This is a genomic window from Desulfuromonas svalbardensis (assembly GCF_055389415.1).
The window spans coordinates 709147-730984 of sequence record NZ_AP042416.1; the positions used below are offsets into that span (position 1 = coordinate 709147).

Annotated in this window: 9 protein-coding genes; 5 read left to right on the plus strand and 4 right to left on the minus strand. The window is 50.6% G+C overall.

Annotation, left to right across the window (positions count from 1 at the left end; translation table 11 throughout):
* Positions 1 to 12: 12 nt before the first annotated feature.
* From ACZ5KY_RS03160 to ACZ5KY_RS03170, 3 genes are all read right to left on the minus strand, one after another.
* Positions 13 to 801: an outer membrane lipoprotein-sorting protein gene (locus tag ACZ5KY_RS03160; protein WP_464242455.1), complete on the minus strand. Its 789-nt coding sequence runs from the start codon at positions 799 to 801 to the stop codon at positions 13 to 15.
* A 13-nt stretch (positions 802 to 814) separates the two neighbouring features.
* The gene (locus ACZ5KY_RS03165) at positions 815 to 3826 is read right to left on the minus strand and encodes an efflux RND transporter permease subunit (protein WP_464242456.1); all 3012 of its coding nucleotides are present in this window, start codon (positions 3824 to 3826) and stop codon (positions 815 to 817) included.
* 186 nt (positions 3827 to 4012) lie between these two features.
* Positions 4013 to 4972, minus strand: coding sequence for a chemotaxis protein CheW (locus ACZ5KY_RS03170; RefSeq protein WP_464242457.1), 960 nt, complete (start codon positions 4970 to 4972; stop codon positions 4013 to 4015).
* A gap of 282 nt (positions 4973 to 5254) precedes the next feature.
* Between ACZ5KY_RS03170 and ACZ5KY_RS03175 the strand changes: the two genes are divergently transcribed.
* From ACZ5KY_RS03175 to ACZ5KY_RS03195, 5 genes are all read left to right on the plus strand, one after another.
* Positions 5255 to 6292 carry a TRAP transporter substrate-binding protein gene (locus ACZ5KY_RS03175; protein WP_464242458.1) on the plus strand — a complete coding sequence of 346 codons (1038 nt, stop codon included), beginning with the start codon at positions 5255 to 5257 and terminating at the stop codon, positions 6290 to 6292.
* Between the two features lie 318 nt (positions 6293 to 6610).
* Positions 6611 to 7648 (plus strand): TRAP transporter substrate-binding protein, encoded by a 1038-nt coding sequence (locus ACZ5KY_RS03180; protein ID WP_464242459.1) that lies wholly within the window; start codon positions 6611 to 6613, stop codon positions 7646 to 7648.
* Between the two features lie 100 nt (positions 7649 to 7748).
* Entirely contained in the window at positions 7749 to 8252 is a 504-nt protein-coding gene (locus ACZ5KY_RS03185) for a TRAP transporter small permease (protein WP_464242460.1), read from the plus strand.
* A gap of 18 nt (positions 8253 to 8270) precedes the next feature.
* Positions 8271 to 9566, plus strand: a complete 1296-nt coding sequence (locus ACZ5KY_RS03190; protein WP_464242461.1) for a TRAP transporter large permease — start codon at positions 8271 to 8273, stop codon at positions 9564 to 9566.
* A gap of 17 nt (positions 9567 to 9583) precedes the next feature.
* Entirely contained in the window at positions 9584 to 10009 is a 426-nt protein-coding gene (locus tag ACZ5KY_RS03195) for a universal stress protein (protein ID WP_464242462.1), read from the plus strand.
* 278 nt (positions 10010 to 10287) lie between these two features.
* On the opposite strand, the gene ACZ5KY_RS03200 is transcribed toward ACZ5KY_RS03195, so the two are convergent.
* Complete coding sequence (locus tag ACZ5KY_RS03200) at positions 10288 to 21783, minus strand: VCBS domain-containing protein (RefSeq protein ID WP_464242463.1); 11496 nt, start codon at positions 21781 to 21783, stop codon at positions 10288 to 10290.
* Positions 21784 to 21838: the final 55 nt, after the last annotated feature.

Sequence of the window (21838 nt, forward strand, 5' to 3'; positions counted from 1 at the left end):
CTATTACGCGTATCAGCGCGTCACTTCGCGCGGTGGGCGACGTAAAAATCGTTCAGTAAAGATTTTAGCCTTCAATCCGAGGTCATAGCGCACCTGACTAAACTCATTGCGCGTGACGCTGCCACTGATCAGATCACTGGCTTGTGCAACAGTCACCGTTGGGTAGCCTTGAACATCAACCACTTCAAGTGCTTCGACTTTACGGTACAATTGGCCGGATCGGTCATAGTATTCAGCGAGCACAGGTAAAAAGGTTGTGGCATCAATCTGAACGGTATAACGGGAAAATTCTACCGATGATGGATCAACAGGTTCATTTTCAATCACATAGTAGTCATCAGTGCGATCAACAAGGCGATGGCGATCCTCTTTAGGGCTACGACCCGACACATCCTCATAAACAAAATCGGAACCGACAAAACTGGTACGCTTATCGCCGGGAGCAATTCTTTTTTTGAGGTTCAACGCGGGTAACCATAACCAGCGGTCGTCATTATCATCCAAATTTTTCCAGACTAAATACGCCATTTTGTACACATCTGCAGGTGCCTTAAAATAGGTATAGAACTTCTGATCACCATTTGGTTCATTTAAGCGCAATAACGCAAATTCGCGAACACGGGTAATCCCATCCTTAGCAGTGATCGTCATTTTGACATTAGCCTGACCATCAGCGCCCGCATAGTATGAAGCCTGATTGGCGCGCTCAATAATTTCTTCGGCACTAAGCTCTTGAGCAAACACATTACTGCTGCCAAGAACAAATAGGCAAACCATGATACTTGTCAGTAGGATTCTCATAATTATCTCCCGATTATCTTTTATCATCACGACTATTGATCTGAGGAAAAGCCCAACGCTGAAAACGACTCAGCAAGGCAGGCAAAATAAGCAATGAAGCCAGCCACGATACCGCCATAATGGTCGCTAAAAAGAAGCCAACAGTTTTATATGGCACTAAAGGAGCAAGCAACAGCGGCAAAAAGCCAACGGAAATCGTGATGGCGTTGCGAGTAATCGCCCGAGCTGGGTCCTGAAACATCACCTGACTCACTTCGTTCCAGTTACCTAGTTGCCGATATAATTTACGCGATCGTTGTAGAAAGTGGATCGAAAAGTCAACACTCAGGCCGAGGGTGAGTGATGATAGCACCGCGACCGGCATGTCATAATCCTTACCCACGAGACCGATAATCCCATAAATAAGAGTGATGGTAACCGAGAGTGGAATCATCGCTAAGATACCCCACAAAACTGAGCGGAACAGCAACGTCATCATCACCAAAACCACCACAAAACTGCCAAGCAATGAGGAGATCATGCCGCGCACCATTTTATCTTGCCAGACGACATTAAGGTAAGTCAGACCTGCCCAGCGTGATTTAAGCTCTATCGGTGCGGCATGTGCGGCGACATATCGATCAACCAGATCGACAACAGCTTCCATATCGCGATTATCACCACTCTTCAATTGAATCCATACATTGACCTTACGATAGTCGCGAGTCACCATATGGAACAAACTATCCTTCTTCTTCATCCCCTCTAATTGGACAAATACCTGACCTACTGCCGCCGCATTTTCGGGGACAGCATAGTGTGTACGGTTTCTCGCAGCGTAGCCTTCAAGCACCAAGGCATTAACCCCAGCAGGTGCTTCAGCATAATTCAGCTCAAAACTTGCTTTCTTCAAAGCATCAACCGCCGATGTGGTTTTACCGACCAAACCACTTTGCTGTAAATGCTCCTGTAAGCCCTCTATATATCGAAGCATTTTAGGCTGTTTAAATGGCGGTGCCGTCACTTCGGCCTGCATCTCAATAACAAAGGTGCGGTACGATTGATCGAGATGGGTTTCACAAATCGTCAGCGCAGCATCCTGCAATGCTTCACCAACCAACTCATGCTGTGCTGACAGTTGCGCCAATAACAGCGGTAACTCATCGACAACATCACGGGCAATCGATTGTAAGCGGATCGGTAAGGTTGCCGTTGTCAAATCAGCAGGGTCAAGATAGTTAATTTCATCGGCAAGCACGTTCCACCCTGACAATACTTTCTGATCAAGGCGGTCGGCTTCCTGCAGTAATTTATAAAAACATTCACCAACATCACATCCGCCAGGCTTCCCTCTTTGGTCACTGAGTTGATGAAGGCGAACAATAAATTCTTCGGTCTCTTTCGGCGAATGTGCCATAAAACGCGCTCTAGCGTGATCCTCAATCAGTTGCGATTTTTTTTCGCAATCACACGCTTCTGGCCGAACCTCTTCGAATGTTAGATAAGCGGTATAAGTGCCACCAAAATGGTGATTTAAAATCTCATCGGCCACTCTAATTTCATGATCAGCCGTGAACCACTTAACCGGATTATCATTTACTTTAATTTGACTGATACCATAAGCCGAAATGCCAACCAAAATGAGGGCAACGAAAAGGATCATACCGCTCCATTTTTGGCTAAAATTGCCAATCCGTGCCAAAACAGAGAAGGATCCTGATGATGCAGAAATTGTTTGTTTTTTGTCGGGCATTTTGGCCAAACGCTGCTCAGAAACAAACAGCATAATATAAGCGGGAATCAATGTCATACTCAGCAGCCAAGCCATGGCAACTCCAAAAGCAACATGAAGTCCAAACACCTGTACGGGTGGTATTGGTGTGAAAGCCAGTGATGAAAAACCGGCGATGGTTGTCAGACTGGTGTACAGCATGGGCTTAAACAGGTGACCAATAACATAGCGAATGGTTTCAGCTTTATTATTAAAGCGTGAGTAGCTATCAAAAAACTCACTTAGGATATGGACGGCATCGGCAACGGCAATCGGCATGAGAAAAATGGCGATCATCGAACTCATAATATGAACATCATAGCCGAGACCAATCAGCAACCCCATGGCACTAACCACGCTAAACATGGCGACAAACATCGGCGCCATAATGAGCGATAGATTACGAAAGAACATCAATAACAATAAGAAGATCGCTAATCCAGCCAACGGTGCTGAAGTGGCCATTTGCAGCAACATCTCAACACCAAAGGTGTCCTCCGCCACCGGCAATCCGGTAATTAACACCTGATCTTGCTCAGGCCAATCGGCGGTTAATGCTCTGACTAAACGAGCAACATTATAACTGTACGGCTTGGCAACAATGGGAATATACAGGCACGCCGCTTTCTCATCCTCAGAGACTAACGTCCCCCGATACAGCGGATTATTCATGGCATCGTCACGAATCTGTAGTGCTTGTGCCTCGGTTTGTGGTGGGTTCTCCATCAAATATTCAATCTTCAATGAACCCATTTCAGATTGTTTGATATTATCCACAACACTGGGCGCCATCATCTCATGGCCAATAATCACACTTTGACCCTGCTCATCAAACAGAGCATTCGCCTCATGACTAAAGATTTTACCGAGCCAATACTCCCATTTTTTCGTTGGTGTTAGATCAAGCTCTATGCGCTGTTCACCCTCTGTTTCTGTTGCAGGAACAATCACGACAGGCAAACCAGAATCGCTACGTTGAACATTGAGTAGTTGTTGCGTTAAACGATGCAATCGACCCAAGGTATCAACATTAAATACACCTGCGGGATTCTCCTCATTGACAACACCAACAATGACAAAATCATAAAGAGCATACGCCTGCTTTATTTCATGATGAAAAATGCGTACAGGCTCTTGGCTAGAAAGCATATTTTCAGGATCATTATCAAACTGAACCTTCGGAAACTGCATCAAAAAACCCAGCATAATTGCTAAAGTCGCCACAACTATCAATTTTGGGTATTTTAAACTTATATTTGTCAATGTTAGTTTCATACGGATTGTCTCCTGCTTACTGTTTCATCGAACTTCGTTTATTAACCATAACACCAAACCTTTATATCACAGGATTTAAGCAAAATCTATATATATTGAAAACAACATATATCAATAAAAAGAAAACCCGTTATTCAGAAGAGTAACGGGTTTTTCTCATATTATTCATAATAGGTATGAGACGACCTAAACGAGACAGTGTTTATCAACCAACGCAACCACCTTCGCGACGTCTGGCTTACTCGTATAATCATCCGCACCAACCTCTTCGCATTTATGTGAGGTGTTTTCATTAATCAAACTCGAATACATCACTACCTTGATGTCCTGAAGTTCTTTATCTTCTTTAATTCTGCGACACAACGCTAAACCATCTAACTCTGGCATCTCAATATCCGACACGACCAACATTGGCAGGTCACCATCATGCTTCGCTTGCAACAATCCACGCCAGCAGGCTAAACCATCACTAAAGCACTTAGCCTGAGCATAACCAGCATGCTTCAATACCCGCATAATTCCTTGCCGGATAATCGACGAATCCTCAGCAAAGAACATTTTCACGTCGCCGCGATCGAGTTTTTTCTCTTCGGTTTCCTCTAGCGTCTCATCACCACTATCTGCAAAGTGTTCGCCACTGCCAAACACCTCATACGAAATATGCTCCATATCAACAATTAAAATATCACGCTCAGCAATCGTCACCGTACCCGTGAAGCGAGGATGATAGTTGTCAAAAAAATGATCCATTGGTTTTACCTGCGACCACGAAAGACGGTGGATTTGATCGACGCCATGAACCAAAAAGGCAATAACCGCATCGTTAAACTCACAGACCAGTACCACGCGCCTTGTTTGGACACCACCACCTGTTGCCGCAACACTCGCAGGATCAAGCTGCTTACCCAAATGCTGTGAAAGTTCAAGAAGCGGAATGGTTTCACCACGCAATAAAACAGTACCCAACAGTGATGGATGGCTATCGGGCAAACGCGTCAACTCATCTTCACTGTAAGGAACAATCTCCCTAAGCTTATGAACATTGATACCAAAGGATTGATCATAAAGATAATATTCTAAAATTTCGAATTCATTGGTTCCTGCCTCAAGCAGAATGCCCTTTTTATCTTGCATAGCTACAGTCATGTTACCCTCAGATAAAGGTTAATTATGCATATGAAATAGAAATCGAAAAATACTTTATTTCAATGTAATAAGTTATTGTGTGTGCAACCGTTTTGCCAGAAAAGGTTAAAAATTCAATTAAAACCATATTTTGAAGCAAATTGAAAACTTACTTTACTAAACATGTAACACTCTTGACCAGAAAAATCGCTTGACCAGAGCTTTTGACAATCGTTAGGCTGCTGTCAGGGGTAGATCAAATAATGAATAAAATATTGTTGAAATTATTATGAGGAGAAGTAGATGAAACTGTTTAAGATCAGCTTGTTGATTATCTGTACGTTTTTTGCCTTAACGTCCATCGGCTATTCACGCGATTTAAATGTTCTAGAACAATGCCAACCTGCCTTCGATCCCAGCGGAGCAGAATACCACTACATTCTATCCAATGTCGGCCACCCTGCCATTGCCGGAGTCGGCGCTGGCTACCGGATCCGTGATCGGGTATGGGAAGAATCGAACGGGCGACTCTTTGTCGACTTTCGCCCACTGTCACAACTTGGCGGAGAAAAAGATGTCCTACGCAAATTGAAATTGGGTGCGATTCAGGGGATGATGTGTTCCTCTGTTGCCGCAGCAAATGTGGCTCCAAAACTCGGCATAGTTAATCTCCCTTACATCATTGACTCCAGCGAAAAACTGGAAACATTTCGCAACACACCAGAACTTTTTGAGCCTTTTAGTGAAGCGGCACTCAAGCAAGGAGTTCGCGTCATCGACTTCACTGGCTATGGTAGCTATGGCTGGGCCACAACAACGCCTGTGCGCACCCTTGCAGATGCAAAAAACGTAAACTTCCGTATTGCTCAAGCACCGGTCAACACCGACAGCTATAAAGCATGGGGGCTCAAATTTACCGTTATGCCATGGCCCGATGTTCCACAAGCACTCCAAACAGGTGTTATTGATGGATTAGATCACACACCTATCGTCTGTGGCATCACCAAAAAGTTCGATGTTGCCCGCTACTTTACCGATCTCCATTACACCCAGGGTCTCTATGTTCATATGGTCAACGAGCGCTGGCTGAAAAAACTCCCTGAGGACTTACGCGCCATCTTCCTTGAGGCAGTAAAAGTGGAGAGCGCTATCGCCCGTCGGAAAACAGACGAACAACAAGCTGAGCAGATGCGATTAGCTCAAGAAAGTGGCGTTCAATTTTTTGAACTAAATGAAGCAGACCGCGCTAAATTAATCGAGAGGACTCAACCTGTTTACGACAAATGGGGACAACGCCTCGGCAGCGACTATTTCAATAAAGTTCAATCGACACTCCAATAGAACAACCGACAACACCTAAGATGGTCTCGCAAAAACCTAAATAGATGGCTATGCAAAAATTTCGGCCCCAAGGCGTAGTAGGTGGGCGGACTTTTTGCGACGCCATCACATAAGCAATACTGATCCCACCGTTCATCCTAGTCGAACGGTGGGATTTTTTTATCATCTAGACTGAACCAAAGTTTGCTTTCAGCAAACTAACACCCACCCAAAAACACATTATCTTTCTATTGAAAAAACATACTGGTATAGCTGATCTTAAGCAAAATACGCGTTAATTTGCAATAAACAACCACGCACTCGACAAGGATAATGATGATGTTAAAAAAACTGATACTAACAGGATTTTTGCTCGCAATAGGGATCAGCTCAACAGCCTTTGCCAGCGGAGATAACCCTCTGGCTAAATGGAGTCCAGACTTTGATCCATCAGGTGCAGAGTACACATATTTGCTTTCAAATGTGTCGCATCCAGCCATTGAGGGTGCTGGTGTTGGCTTTCGCATTCGTGACCGCGTGTGGGAAGAAACAAAGGGTCAACTCTACGTAGATTTTCGCCCACTATCACAGCTCGGCGGTGAAAAAGATGTACTACGCAAACTGAAGATGGGCGCGATACAGGGGATGCTGTGTTCCTCTGTTGCCGCAGCGAACCTTAGTCCGCAACTTGGTGTTGTCAATCTCCCCTATGTCGTGGATAGCTTTGATAAACTCGATACCTTTCGCGCAACACCAGAGCTTTTTATCCCATTTAGCAAATGTGCCTTAGCGCAAAAGGTCCGTGTTCTTGATATCACTGGATACGGAACCTACGGTTGGGCAAGTACAACACCTATCACCAATTTAGACGATGCTAAAAAGGTCAACTTTCGTATTGCTCAAGCGCCTGTTAATGCCGATATCTACAAAGCATGGGGTTTGAAATTTACCGCATTACCTTGGCCTGATGTGCCACAAGCACTACAAACAGGTGTCATTACTGGCCTCGATCACAGCCCCATTGTCTGCAACATCACCAAAAAGTTTGACATCGCCTCCTATTTTACCGAAGTCAATTATGCTCAAGGGTTATTTATCCACCTCACTAACGAGCGCTGGTTGAAAGAGCTGCCTGAAAACCTTCGGGCAACACTCCTTAAGGTCATTGCTGAAGAAAGTGCAGACACCCGTCAGCGTACCCGTATTCAACAAGAGCAACAAATTGCTGCCGCAAAAGCTTCAGGCGTTACCTTCTACCAACTGACTGCCGAACAGAAGCAAACGCTTGTCGAGATGGCCGCGCCCGTGTATAAAAGATGGGAAGAGAAGATTGGCACCGACTACCTGGCTGCCGTTCGGCAACAATTGGGTCACTAAAGCCTGAATCAGGTGTGCCACCCACATCATGCAGAACAGCTTAGGTCGGAGGTTTTCCTCCGGCCTTTTTTATTTTTACCACCCAAGCAGGACACCTTTCATGTTGAAAAAATTATTTCAGCGCATCGACAAAACATTCTCCTTTATTGAAGATTGGTCACTGGTTCTCGTCGTTTGCATCGCACTGGCCTCAGGGCTGGCTAATATCATTTTGCGCAAAACAACCAACATCAGCCTTTATTGGTCCGATGAAGTGATACGTAAAACAATCTTTTTTTGCACCTACATTGGCTGTAGTTCGGCGATACGTCAACGCTCACTGATCCGCATCGATGCGTTACCGCAAATTATCCCAGTGACGCGAAAGTTTTTCAATGTCATCAATCATCTATCAACCATGATCTTTGCCGGTTTGCTTACCTGGTTGGGCTGGGGGATGTTAATAGAGGTCTATGCGGATGAATATGCCACCACCGCCACACTACAAATTCCTGAATGGTATTTTTATGCTGTGTTGCCGATAGTGGGTGTAATGATGTTTATCCGCACCTCGATGTTGTTGACGGAGGATCTTTTTCTCTCAGCACAACCTGAAAACGACTAATCAGCTTGGACAAAACTAATGGATAATGCTCAACTACTCATTTTGGCACTTCTTTTCGGTTCAATGGCAGCTACGGTCCCGGTATTTATTGCCCTATTTTTTACGGGTCTAGCCGGACTCACCCTCATTGTCGGCATTGATCCGCGTATTAGCATCGAAATTCTCTACCGCAGCATGGACAAGTTTGCTCTGATTGTTGTGTTATTTTTTGTCCTGTGTGGCAACATCATGACTACGGGCAGCATCGTTCAAAAACTGATCAAAACAGCCAACGTGCTGGTAGGATTTTTACCCGGCGGCTTAGCCATGGCAGGAATTCTCGCCTGTGGCTTTTTTGGTGCTATTTCGGGATCAACGGTAGCAACGGTTGTTGCCATTGGTGGCTTCATGATCCCCGCGCTCATTGAACATGGCTATGACGAGAAATTTAGTGTCGGTGTCATGACCACCGCACCGATCCTTGGCGTTATCATCCCACCCTCCATCGCCATGATTCTGTACGCCATGATCACAAACGATTCGCTCGAAGCATTATTTCTAACGGGATTTATCCCCGGCTTTATGATTATGTTTGCCATGTCTGTCTACGCGTGGTTTTTTTGCCGTAAAAATGGTATGGAACGTCGTCCACGTCCGAAAGTTGGCGAAGCTCTCAGTGTCCTGCGTGAAAGTATTTGGGCCTTACTGCTGCCAGTGATCATATTTGGTGGTATTTACTCTGGTATCTTTACCGCCAATGAAGCAGCAATCGTTGCCTGCGTTTATGCCTTTATCGTTGAGCTATGTATCCACCGCGATATGAAGATTGGCGATGTAAAAAAAGTGATCGTCTCCTCCGCAGCGACATCAGCGAGCTTACTCGTTATTGTTGCCGGCGCATCGGTGTTTGGTGAATATCTCACCTTTGAGCAGATCCCCGAACATATTGCCAGTGCCGTAGTCAGTAACTTCCACTCTCCGTGGGCGTTTCTCCTTGTCGTTAATATTCTGTTGCTATGCGTTGGTATGTTTATGGATATCATCTCGGCGACCATTATATTAACACCAATATTCATACCCCTATTGGCAGAATTTGATATCGACACCCTCCACTTTGGTCTGATAATGACCCTCAACCTCGGTATTGGTTACTGCACACCACCATTGGGAGTCAGCTTATTTATTTCGGGTGCTGTTGCCAATCGAAGTATGTTGTTTGTTGCCCGGGCCGTCATGCCATTTCTATTGATCCAAATCGCTATTTTGCTATTGCTTACCTTTTGGCCCGATCCTGTTTTATTATTGCCACGTATCTTCTTTGGCTACGGTAACTAATGAACTACGGAGGTCCCATGTCGATTAAAGTTCTCGTTCCAATTTGTGATGGCGTTACCAGTGAAGCAACCCTGAACGCAATTATTGAGCATAAAGATCAATTTCTCGATCCCATCACTTTGCTCCATGTCGTCAATGTGAAAAAAATGGACTATCGGATGATTCCTGATTTTCAAATTGATATGATCCGCGAATATGCGACAAAAACTGGGGGGAAGTTTCTTGCTGCTCAAACTGAACTCCTTCAAGCTGCTGGCCTAAAAGTGATTCCTCGCCTAGAGTTAGGCTTCCCCCGCGACGTTATCTGCTCTATTGCTGATAAAGAGGAATTCTCTTTAGTCATTATTGGCCGTCACGGCAGTGGCGAAATTCGCGATGTTCTTTTTGGCTCAGTTTCAAACTACGTCTTACATGGCGTTAAGTGCCCCGTTCTGTTATTCTAAAAAATAAAATCATCAACCCATAAAACATCTAGGAGATTCAGATGGATTCAATCTGGCCCCTGTTAATTATTGGCGCAATCTGGTTTATTTTAAACCGTTGGGTTTTACCAAAAATCGGCTTAGGCTGAGGCCCACAACAATGTGATCTTCCGGTTCGGAAGAAAGCGCCAACCACTGAGCAAAAAACAGACGATCGCTCAACCAACAAAGAATCATAATTAGCATAAAAAAAGCCCCGCATTAAGCGGGGCTTTTTGGTTCAAAAGTGATTAACCAAACTAGCCTGTGTACTCCACTTGGAAACCAGCTTGAGCAAGACTGTCCAAACTATCGACACCTTGATATTCACCAACATCGGTGAGTGTCACACTGGTATCAACACCACCTGAACCTGCAATGGTTAATACCAAGTCATTTCCTTGAGCAGCAACACCGACTGCCACATCATCCAGATCAAGAGTACCGTCGCTATCTAGATCCAAAACATCGGTCAAGCGAAGCACATCTGTATCAACATTAAATCCATCAATCACCAGATCTCCCTCGCCACCATTGGCGCTAAATTCATAAATGGCAGAATCATCAAGTATAAGCATCTGGCTACTCTCAGCAGCATCAAATGCATCGGGTGGCGTCAAGAGCACATCAATAGTGCCATCAGCTATGTCACCATCGGCATCTACAACGTCTAGCGGCACAGAAAACTCAACAGGTTCACCTGGATCAATGACGGTCGTTCCAAAATCACCGACCTTGAAGGTTTCACCACCAGCATGCCAATACTCGACGCTATTATAACCATCTGCGGTAAACGTTGAGATCATGGAATCTGAAATAACACCATCAATCTGAACTTCTATACCGTCAAAGGTCACATTAAAAACATGGCCGTTGAGTGTTAGCGGCTCGGTGGTTGTGCCCACCGCAGCAAAGGAGACAAACCCCTCTTCGCCACCGTAGCTGATCCCCACCGCGGTGATGGCATCTTGCACACCATCACCGACATCATTACCATCGGCATCATCAAAAGCCTTAACGATAACCGAAGTACCATCCGTCTGGGTAAACAGTACTGAAGAGCCATTCACCTGATAGTGGCTATCAAATGTATGATCTTGATTGGTAAGATCGGTATACGGTGTCCCTTTAGGGTCACCTTCTAAATCGATAACGAAATCTGCACGTATCGCTTCGGTTGGGCCGACCGAGTTACCACCACCAACGCCACCTTCATTGGCATTGGTGTTAACGGTACCGGCGCCAATTGGTGTCAATAACAGATCCTGACTATCGTCATCAGCATCGGTGTTAAAACCAGCCCAAGCGCCATTACCACCAACAAAATCATAACCGCCGGCGTTAAAATCGATCACCGATGCACCACCATCAACGGTACCAATCATGGTGACAGTGTATTGATCAACACCTGCTGCATCGACATTCAAGGCAATGGTAAAAACGTTACCAGCGACGGTGTAACCTGTCAGCGTTTGCCCATCGCCTGATACATCGTAGGAGATCTCTAAGCCACCCGAGGTAAGTCCTGTATCCGCAAGACTCTCAAGAGAAACAGGGAATCGGACATTAGCAGGCTGATCTGCACCAATATTGTCCTCAACTTGAGCATCAAAATCCAAATCTCCCGTAAATGATTCCAGAGCAAGATTTGATAATACGGCATCTTCAGGAACAATATTTATTGGGCTATCATCCTCGACCGTCACCTCAAAGGCATCCATAAAGGTGGTGCTACCCGCAGTGACATCGATATTGAAGGTGATCTCATCTTCGTCCTGCTCAGCGACAACACTTTCATCGTAGACCACAGCGCTACCATCTCCTGTAAATGGATGCTCAATCGGAGCACTTAAGATCACCGTATAGGCCACGACGTAGTTATCAAAACTCGGCGTCACACTATCAACACTCACGCGTATGACCTCATCATCATTATCATCCCGAGTTCCGATCAATGCATCAGCAATCGCATTCCAAGCAAAGTTCACAGCCACGCCATCAGTTGTTAACAAGGCAGCGGCGGTTGCCAAGGAAATATCATCGACCGTATAGACCGTATCTATATCAGTGAGGGTAAACGTACCCGTGTTGACCGTCAAATTAGTATTATCATTGGGGTTGTTTAGAACATCATCACCCGGCAGAAGGACATAATCATCTGGCAGTAGATCTAAATTACCAAATTCAAGACCCTCTTCAGACACTGTTGTATTCGTTGCAACCAACGTTGCTAGATCATCAGCACCGTTGATGGTGATGGTGAGGTTGGCAGTATCGGTACCACCATCGCCGTCGTTCATGGTGTAACTAAACACGTCTTGGATCGCGGTGCTGTCGCTGTTTAGGGCTTGGACGGTGCTGTTGGCATCGTCGAGCTCGTAGCTATAGCTTCCGTCACCGTTGATGGTCAGGGCGCCGTAGTCGCCGCTGATGGCGATGCTTGTGGCACCATCGCCTACGGCTGTGCCGTCAACGCTGGCGACGAAGAAGTCGGCGAACAGGCTGTCGCCGCTTGGATCGTTGTCGTCAACGCTGTCGCTACCGGCGCTGCTGTTACCGTCAAGGACGTTGCCGGTGACGGCGTTGTCAGTAACGATATCATCAGCGAGTTCAACGATGAGGTTGTTGTCTGCGACAGCGATGGGGCTGTCGTTGGTGCCGTTGATGGTGATGGTGAGGTTGGCAGTATCGGTACCACCATCGCCGTCGTTCATGGTGTAACTAAACACGTCTTGGATCGCGGTGCTGTCGCTGTTTAGGGCTTGGACGGTGCTGTTGGCATCGTCGAGCTCGTAGCTGTAGCTTCCGTCGCCGTTGATGGTCAGGGCGCCGTAGTCGCCGCTGATGGCGATACTTGTGGCACCATCGCCTACGGCTGTGCCGTCAACGCTGGCGACGAAGAAGTCGGCGAACAGGCTGTCGCCGCTTGGATCGTTGTCGTCAACGCTGTCGCTACCGGCGCTGCTGTTACCGTCAAGGACGTTGCCGGTGACGGCGTTGTCAGTAACGATGTCATCAGCGAGTTCAACGATGAGGTTGTTGTCTGCGACAGCGATGGGGCTGTCGTTGGTGCCGTTGATGGTGATGGTGAGGTTGGCAGTATCGGTACCACCATCGCCGTCGTTCATGGTGTAACTAAACACGTCTTGGATCGCGGTGCTGTCGCTGTTTAGGGCTTGGACGGTGCTGTTGGCATCGTCGAGCTCGTAGCTATAGCTTCCGTCACCGTTGATGGTCAGGGCGCCGTAGTCGCCGCTGATGGCGATGCTTGTGGCACCATCGCCTACGGCTGTGCCGTCAACGCTGGCGACGAAGAAGTCGGCGAACAGGCTGTCGCCGCTGGGGTCGTTGTCGTCAACGCTGTCGCTACCGGCGCTGCTGTTACCGTCAAGGACGTTGCCGGTGACGGCGTTGTCAGTAACGATGTCATCAGCGAGTTCAACGATGAGGTTGTTGTCTGCGACAGCGATGGGGCTGTCGTTGGTGCCGTTGATGGTGATGGTGAGGTTGGCAGTATCGGTACCACCATCGCCGTCGTTCATGGTGTAACTAAACACGTCTTGGATCGCGGTGCTGTCGCTGTTTAGGGCTTGGACGGTGCTGTTGGCATCGTCGAGCTCGTAGCTATAGCTTCCGTCACCGTTGATGGTCAGGGCGCCGTAGTCGCCGCTGATGGCGATGCTTGTGGCACCATCGCCTACGGCTGTGCCGTCAACGCTGGCGACGAAGAAGTCGGCGAACAGGCTGTCGCCGCTTGGATCGTTGTCGTCAACGCTGTCGCTACCGGCGCTGCTGTTACCGTCAAGGACGTTGCCGGTGACGGCGTTGTCAGTAACGATATCATCAGCGAGTTCAACGATGAGGTTGTTGTCTGCGACAGCGATGGGGCTGTCGTTGGTGCCGTTGATGGTGATGGTGAGGTTGGCAGTATCGGTACCACCATCGCCGTCGTTCATGGTGTAACTAAACACGTCTTGGATCGCGGTGCTGTCGCTGTTTAGGGCTTGGACGGTGCTGTTGGCATCGTCGAGCTCGTAGCTGTAGCTTCCGTCGCCGTTGATGGTCAGGGCGCCGTAGTCGCCGCTGATGGCGATACTTGTGGCACCATCGCCTACGGCTGTGCCGTCAACGCTGGCGACGAAGAAGTCGGCGAACAGGCTGTCGCCGCTTGGATCGTTGTCGTCAACGCTGTCGCTACCGGCGCTGCTGTTACCGTCAAGGACGTTGCCGGTGACGGCGTTGTCAGTAACGATGTCATCAGCGAGTTCAACGATGAGGTTGTTGTCTGCGACAGCGATGGGGCTGTCGTTGGTGCCGTTGATGGTGATGGTGAGGTTGGCAGTATCGGTACCACCATCGCCGTCGTTCATGGTGTAACTAAACACGTCTTGGATCGCGGTGCTGTCGCTGTTTAGGGCTTGGACGGTGCTGTTGGCATCGTCGAGCTCGTAGCTATAGCTTCCGTCACCGTTGATGGTCAGGGCGCCGTAGTCGCCGCTGATGGCGATGCTTGTGGCACCATCGCCTACGGCTGTGCCGTCAACGCTGGCGACGAAGAAGTCGGCGAACAGGCTGTCGCCGCTGGGATCGTTGTCGTCAACGCTGTCGCTACCGGCGCTGCTGTTACCGTCAAGGACGTTGCCGGTGACGGCGTTGTCAGTAACGATGTCATCAGCGAGTTCAACGATGAGGTTGTTGTCTGCGACAGCGATGGGGCTGTCGTTGGTGCCGTTGATGGTGATGGTGAGGTTGGCAGTATCGGTACCACCATCGCCGTCGTTCATGGTGTAACTAAACACGTCTTGGATCGCGGTGCTGTCGCTGTTTAGGGCTTGGACGGTGCTGTTGGCATCGTCGAGCTCGTAGCTATAGCTTCCGTCACCGTTGATGGTCAGGGCGCCGTAGTCGCCGCTGATGGCGATGCTTGTGGCACCATCGCCTACGGCTGTGCCGTCAACGCTGGCGACGAAGAAGTCGGCGAACAGGCTGTCGCCGCTTGGATCGTTGTCGTCAACGCTGTCGCTACCGGCGCTGCTGTTACCGTCAAGGACGTTGCCGGTGACGGCGTTGTCAGTAACGATGTCATCAGCGAGTTCAACGATGAGGTTGTTGTCTGCGACAGCGATGGGGCTGTCGTTGGTGCCGTTGATGGTGATGGTGAGGTTGGCAGTATCGGTACCACCATCGCCGTCGTTCATGGTGTAACTAAACACGTCTTGGATCGCGGTGCTGTCGCTGTTTAGGGCTTGGACGGTGCTGTTGGCATCGTCGAGCTCGTAGCTATAGCTTCCGTCACCGTTGATGGTCAGGGCGCCGTAGTCGCCGCTGATGGCGATGCTTGTGGCACCATCGCCTACGGCTGTGCCGTCAACGCTGGCGACGAAGAAGTCGGCGAACAGGCTGTCGCCGCTGGGGTCGTTGTCGTCAACGCTGTCGCTACCGGCGCTGCTGTTACCGTCAAGGACGTTGCCGGTGACGGCGTTGTCAGTAACGATGTCATCAGCGAGTTCAACGATGAGGTTGTTGTCTGCGACAGCGATGGGGCTGTCGTTGGTGCCGTTGATGGTGATGGTGAGGTTGGCAGTATCGGTACCACCATCGCCGTCGTTCATGGTGTAACTAAACACGTCTTGGATCGCGGTGCTGTCGCTGTTTAGGGCTTGGACGGTGCTGTTGGCATCGTCGAGCTCGTAGCTGTAGCTTCCGTCGCCGTTGATGGTCAGGGCGCCGTAGTCGCCGCTGATGGCGATACTTGTGGCACCATCGCCTACGGCTGTGCCGTCAACGCTGGCGACGAAGAAGTCGGCGAACAGGCTGTCGCCGCTTGGATCGTTGTCGTCAACGCTGTCGCTACCGGCGCTGCTGTTACCGTCAAGGACGTTGCCGGTGACGGCGTTGTCAGTAACGATGTCATCAGCGAGTTCAACGATGAGGTTGTTGTCTGCGACAGCGATGGGGCTGTCGTTGGTGCCGTTGATGGTGATGGTGAGGTTGGCAGTATCGGTACCACCATCGCCGTCGTTCATGGTGTAACTAAACACGTCTTGGATCGCGGTGCTGTCGCTGTTTAGGGCTTGGACGGTGCTGTTGGCATCGTCGAGCTCGTAGCTATAGCTTCCGTCACCGTTGATGGTCAGGGCGCCGTAGTCGCCGCTGATGGCGATGCTTGTGCCACCATCGCCTACGGCTGTGCCGTCAACGCTGGCGACGAAGAAGTCGGCGAACAGGCTGTCGCCGCTTGGATCGTTGTCGTCAACGCTGTCGCTACCGGCGCTGCTGTTACCGTCAAGGACGTTGCCGGTGACGGCGTTGTCAGTAACGATATCATCAGCGAGTTCAACGATGAGGTTGTTGTCTGCGACAGCGATGGGGCTGTCGTTGGTGCCGTTGATGGTGATGGTGAGGTTGGCAGTATCGGTACCACCATCGCCGTCGTTCATGGTGTAACTAAACACGTCTTGGATCGCGGTGCTGTCGCTGTTTAGGGCTTGGACGGTGCTGTTGGCATCGTCGAGCTCGTAGCTGTAGCTTCCGTCGCCGTTGATGGTCAGGGCGCCGTAGTCGCCGCTGATGGCGATACTTGTGGCACCATCGCCTACGGCTGTGCCGTCAACGCTGGCGACGAAGAAGTCGGCGAACAGGCTGTCGCCGCTTGGATCGTTGTCGTCAACGCTGTCGCTACCGGCGCTGCTGTTACCGTCAAGGACGTTGCCGGTGACGGCGTTGTCAGTAACGATGTCATCAGCGAGTTCAACGATGAGGTTGTTGTCTGCGACAGCGATGGGGCTGTCGTTGGTGCCGTTGATGGTGATGGTGAGGTTGGCAGTATCGGTACCACCATCGCCGTCGTTCATGGTGTAACTAAACACGTCTTGGATCGCGGTGCTGTCGCTGTTTAGGGCTTGGACGGTGCTGTTGGCATCGTCGAGCTCGTAGCTATAGCTTCCGTCACCGTTGATGGTCAGGGCGCCGTAGTCGCCGCTGATGGCGATGCTTGTGGCACCATCGCCTACGGCTGTGCCGTCAACGCTGGCGACGAAGAAGTCGGCGAACAGGCTGTCGCCGCTTGGATCGTTGTCGTCAACGCTGTCGCTACCGGCGCTGCTGTTACCGTCAAGGACGTTGCCGGTGACGGCGTTGTCAGTAACGATATCATCAGCGAGTTCAACGATGAGGTTGTTGTCTGCGACAGCGATGGGGCTGTCGTTGGTGCCGTTGATGGTGATGGTGAGGTTGGCAGTATCGGTACCACCATCGCCGTCGTTCATGGTGTAACTAAACACGTCTTGGATCGCGGTGCTGTCGCTGTTTAGGGCTTGGACGGTGCTGTTGGCATCGTCGAGCTCGTAGCTGTAGCTTCCGTCGCCGTTGATGGTCAGGGCGCCGTAGTCGCCGCTGATGGCGATACTTGTGGCACCATCGCCTACGGCTGTGCCGTCAACGCTGGCGACGAAGAAGTCGGCGAACAGGCTGTCGCCGCTGGGATCGTTGTCGTCAACGCTGTCGCTACCGGCGCTGCTGTTACCGTCAAGGACGTTGCCGGTGACGGCGTTGTCAGTAACGATATCATCAGCGAGTTCAACGATGAGGTTGTTGTCTGCGACAGCGATGGGGCTGTCGTTGGTGCCGTTGATGGTGATGGTGAGGTTGGCAGTATCGGTACCACCATCGCCGTCGTTCATGGTGTAACTAAACACGTCTTGGATCGCGGTGCTGTCGCTGTTTAGGGCTTGGACGGTGCTGTTGGCATCGTCGAGCTCGTAGCTGTAGCTTCCGTCGCCGTTGATGGTCAGGGCGCCGTAGTCGCCGCTGATGGCGATACTTGTGGCACCATCGCCTACGGCTGTGCCGTCAACGCTGGCGACGAAGAAGTCGGCGAACAGGCTGTCGCCGCTTGGATCGTTGTCGTCAACGCTGTCGCTACCGGCGCTGCTGTTACCGTCAAGGACGTTGCCGGTGACGGCGTTGTCAGTAACGATGTCATCAGCGAGTTCAACGATGAGGTTGTTGTCTGCGACAGCGATGGGGCTGTCGTTGGTGCCGTTGATGGTGATGGTGAGGTTGGCAGTATCGGTACCACCATCGCCGTCGTTCATGGTGTAACTAAACACGTCTTGGATCGCGGTGCTGTCGCTGTTTAGGGCTTGGACGGTGCTGTTGGCATCGTCGAGCTCGTAGCTATAGCTTCCGTCACCGTTGATGGTCAGGGCGCCGTAGTCGCCGCTGATGGCGATGCTTGTGGCACCATCGCCTACGGCTGTGCCGTCAACGCTGGCGACGAAGAAGTCGGCGAACAGGCTGTCGCCGCTGGGGTCGTTGTCGTCAACGCTGTCGCTACCGGCGCTGCTGTTACCGTCAAGGACGTTGCCGGTGACGGCGTTGTCAGTAACGATGTCATCAGCGAGTTCAACGATGAGGTTGTTGTCTGCGACAGCGATGGGGCTGTCGTTGGTGCCGTTGATGGTGATGGTGAGGTTGGCAGTATCGGTACCACCATCGCCGTCGTTCATGGTGTAACTAAACACGTCTTGGATCGCGGTGCTGTCGCTGTTTAGGGCTTGGACGGTGCTGTTGGCATCGTCGAGCTCGTAGCTGTAGCTTCCGTCGCCGTTGATGGTCAGGGCGCCGTAGTCGCCGCTGATGGCGATACTTGTGGCACCATCGCCTACGGCTGTGCCGTCAACGCTGGCGACGAAGAAGTCGGCGAACAGGCTGTCGCCGCTTGGATCGTTGTCGTCAACGCTGTCGCTACCGGCGCTGCTGTTACCGTCAAGGACGTTGCCGGTGACGGCGTTGTCAGTAACGATGTCATCAGCGAGTTCAACGATGAGGTTGTTGTCTGCGACAGCGATGGGGCTGTCGTTGGTGCCGTTGATGGTGATGGTGAGGTTGGCAGTATCGGTACCACCATCGCCGTCGTTCATGGTGTAACTAAACACGTCTTGGATCGCGGTGCTGTCGCTGTTTAGGGCTTGGACGGTGCTGTTGGCATCGTCGAGCTCGTAGCTATAGCTTCCGTCACCGTTGATGGTCAGGGCGCCGTAGTCGCCGCTGATGGCGATGCTTGTGGCACCATCGCCTACGGCTGTGCCGTCAACGCTGGCGACGAAGAAGTCGGCGAACAGGCTGTCGCCGCTTGGATCGTTGTCGTCAACGCTGTCGCTACCGGCGCTGCTGTTACCGTCAAGGACGTTGCCGGTGACGGCGTTGTCAGTAACGATATCATCAGCGAGTTCAACGATGAGGTTGTTGTCTGCGACAGCGATGGGGCTGTCGTTGGTGCCGTTGATGGTGATGGTGAGGTTGGCAGTATCGGTACCACCATCGCCGTCGTTCATGGTGTAACTAAACACGTCTTGGATCGCGGTGCTGTCGCTGTTTAGGGCTTGGACGGTGCTGTTGGCATCGTCGAGCTCGTAGCTATAGCTTCCGTCGCCGTTGATGGTCAGGGCGCCGTAGTCGCCGCTGATGGCGATGCTTGTGGCACCATCGCCTACGGCTGTGCCGTCAACGCTGGCGACGAAGAAGTCGGCGAACAGGCTGTCGCCGCTGGGGTCGTTGTCGTCAACGCTGTCGCTACCGGCGCTGCTGTTACCGTCAAGGACGTTGCCGGTGACGGCGTTGTCAGTAACGATATCATCAGCGAGTTCAACGATGAGGTTGTTGTCTGCGACAGCGATGGGGCTGTCGTTGGTGCCGTTGATGGTGATGGTGAGGTTGGCAGTATCGGTACCACCATCGCCGTCGTTCATGGTGTAACTAAACACGTCTTGGATCGCGGTGCTGTCGCTGTTTAGGGCTTGGACGGTGCTGTTGGCATCGTCGAGCTCGTAGCTGTAGCTTCCGTCGCCGTTGATGGTCAGGGCGCCGTAGTCGCCGCTGATGGCGATGCTTGTGGCACCATCGCCTACGGCTGTGCCGTCAACGCTGGCGACGAAGAAGTCGGCGAACAGGCTGTCGCCGCTGGGATCGTTGTCGTCAACGCTGTCGCTACCGGCGCTGCTGTTACCGTCAAGGACGTTGCCGGTGACGGCGTTGTCAGTAACGATATCATCAGCGAGTTCAACGATGAGGTTGTTGTCTGCGACAGCGATGGGGCTGTCGTTGGTGCCGTTGATGGTGATGGTGAGGTTGGCAGTATCGGTACCACCATCGCCGTCGTTCATGGTGTAACTAAACACGTCTTGGATCGCGGTGCTGTCGCTGTTTAGGGCTTGGACGGTGCTGTTGGCATCGTCGAGCTCGTAGCTATAGCTTCCGTCACCGTTGATGGTCAGGGCGCCGTAGTCGCCGCTGATGGCGATACTTGTGGCACCATCGCCTACGGCTGTGCCGTCAACGCTGGCGACGAAGAAGTCGGCGAACAGGCTGTCGCCGCTTGGATCGTTGTCGTCAACGCTGTCGCTACCGGCGCTGCTGTTACCGTCAAGGACGTTGCCGGTGACGGCGTTGTCAGTAACGATGTCATCAGCGAGTTCAACGATGAGGTTGTTGTCTGCGACAGCGATGGGGCTGTCGTTGGTGCCGTTGATGGTGATGGTGAGGTTGGCAGTATCGGTACCACCATCGCCGTCGTTCATGGTGTAACTAAACACGTCTTGGATCGCGGTGCTGTCGCTGTTTAGGGCTTGGACGGTGCTGTTGGCATCGTCGAGCTCGTAGCTGTAGCTTCCGTCACCGTTGATGGTCAGGGCGCCGTAGTCGCCGCTGATGGCGATACTTGTGGCACCATCGCCTACGGCTGTGCCGTCAACGCTGGCGACGAAGAAGTCGGCGAACAGGCTGTCGCCGCTTGGATCGTTGTCGTCAACGCTGTCGCTACCGGCGCTGCTGTTACCGTCAAGGACGTTGCCGGTGACGGCGTTGTCAGTAACGATGTCATCAGCGAGTTCAACGATGAGGTTGTTGTCGGCTACGGCAATTGGGCTGTCGTTGGTGCCGTTGATGGTGATGGTGATGGTTGCAGTATCGGTACCACCATGACCATCTGTAATGGTGTAAGTAAAGGTTTCTGTCGCGGTGTCACCTGTATTCAATGCCTCAAAATTACCGTCGGTATCGTAGGTAAAGGTGTTATCAGAATTTTGAGTCACTGAACCCAACGTTGGCTGGGTAAAACTTACAATCGACAGTGCGTCACCATCGGGATCACTATCATTGGTTAAAACAGGGATGATTACCGTGCCACCTTCATCTGTGGAGCCCATATCATCGACCGCATCGGGCGGACTATCTTCCTCTAAAGGCAAACTCTGATCATCGAGTTCCGTTCCTGCTGCGGAGTCAAGAGCTGGCGGACCTTGTGTCCCCAGTCGATCAACCCCTTCAATGACCTGACCCAGATCATCACGATAGGTTCCAATTCCACCACCTGATACAGTCGGCCCGGCAGCGGGAGCAGCATCTAAATAAGGGAAAATTACCGCATCGCCCGGCAAGACTGTTCCATCTGCCATGACAATGGATGGTGGATTTGCCATTTCCGACAACGCCACAAAATCTTGCAAAATAAGTGTCGAACCGTTGTCAAAATCTAAACGCAAATCTCCCTCAACAATTTCCACTTCGGCATCGTCAAGGCTAAAAGCTATGGGCAATTCTGCACCAGCTTTGACATTTACCACTTCAACTACATCGACGTCGGGTATTGTAATTGTCGCCAATGCTGCACTATCCTCTGGTCCTGATTGGTTTTGAATGTCAACTTGTGAAGAGCTTTCTTCAATCGGACTAGTAAATATTTTATTGTCAGCCATAACGTCCTCCAGAACTGTTTATATTGAAGCGACTATTCCCTATTTAAGACAGTTA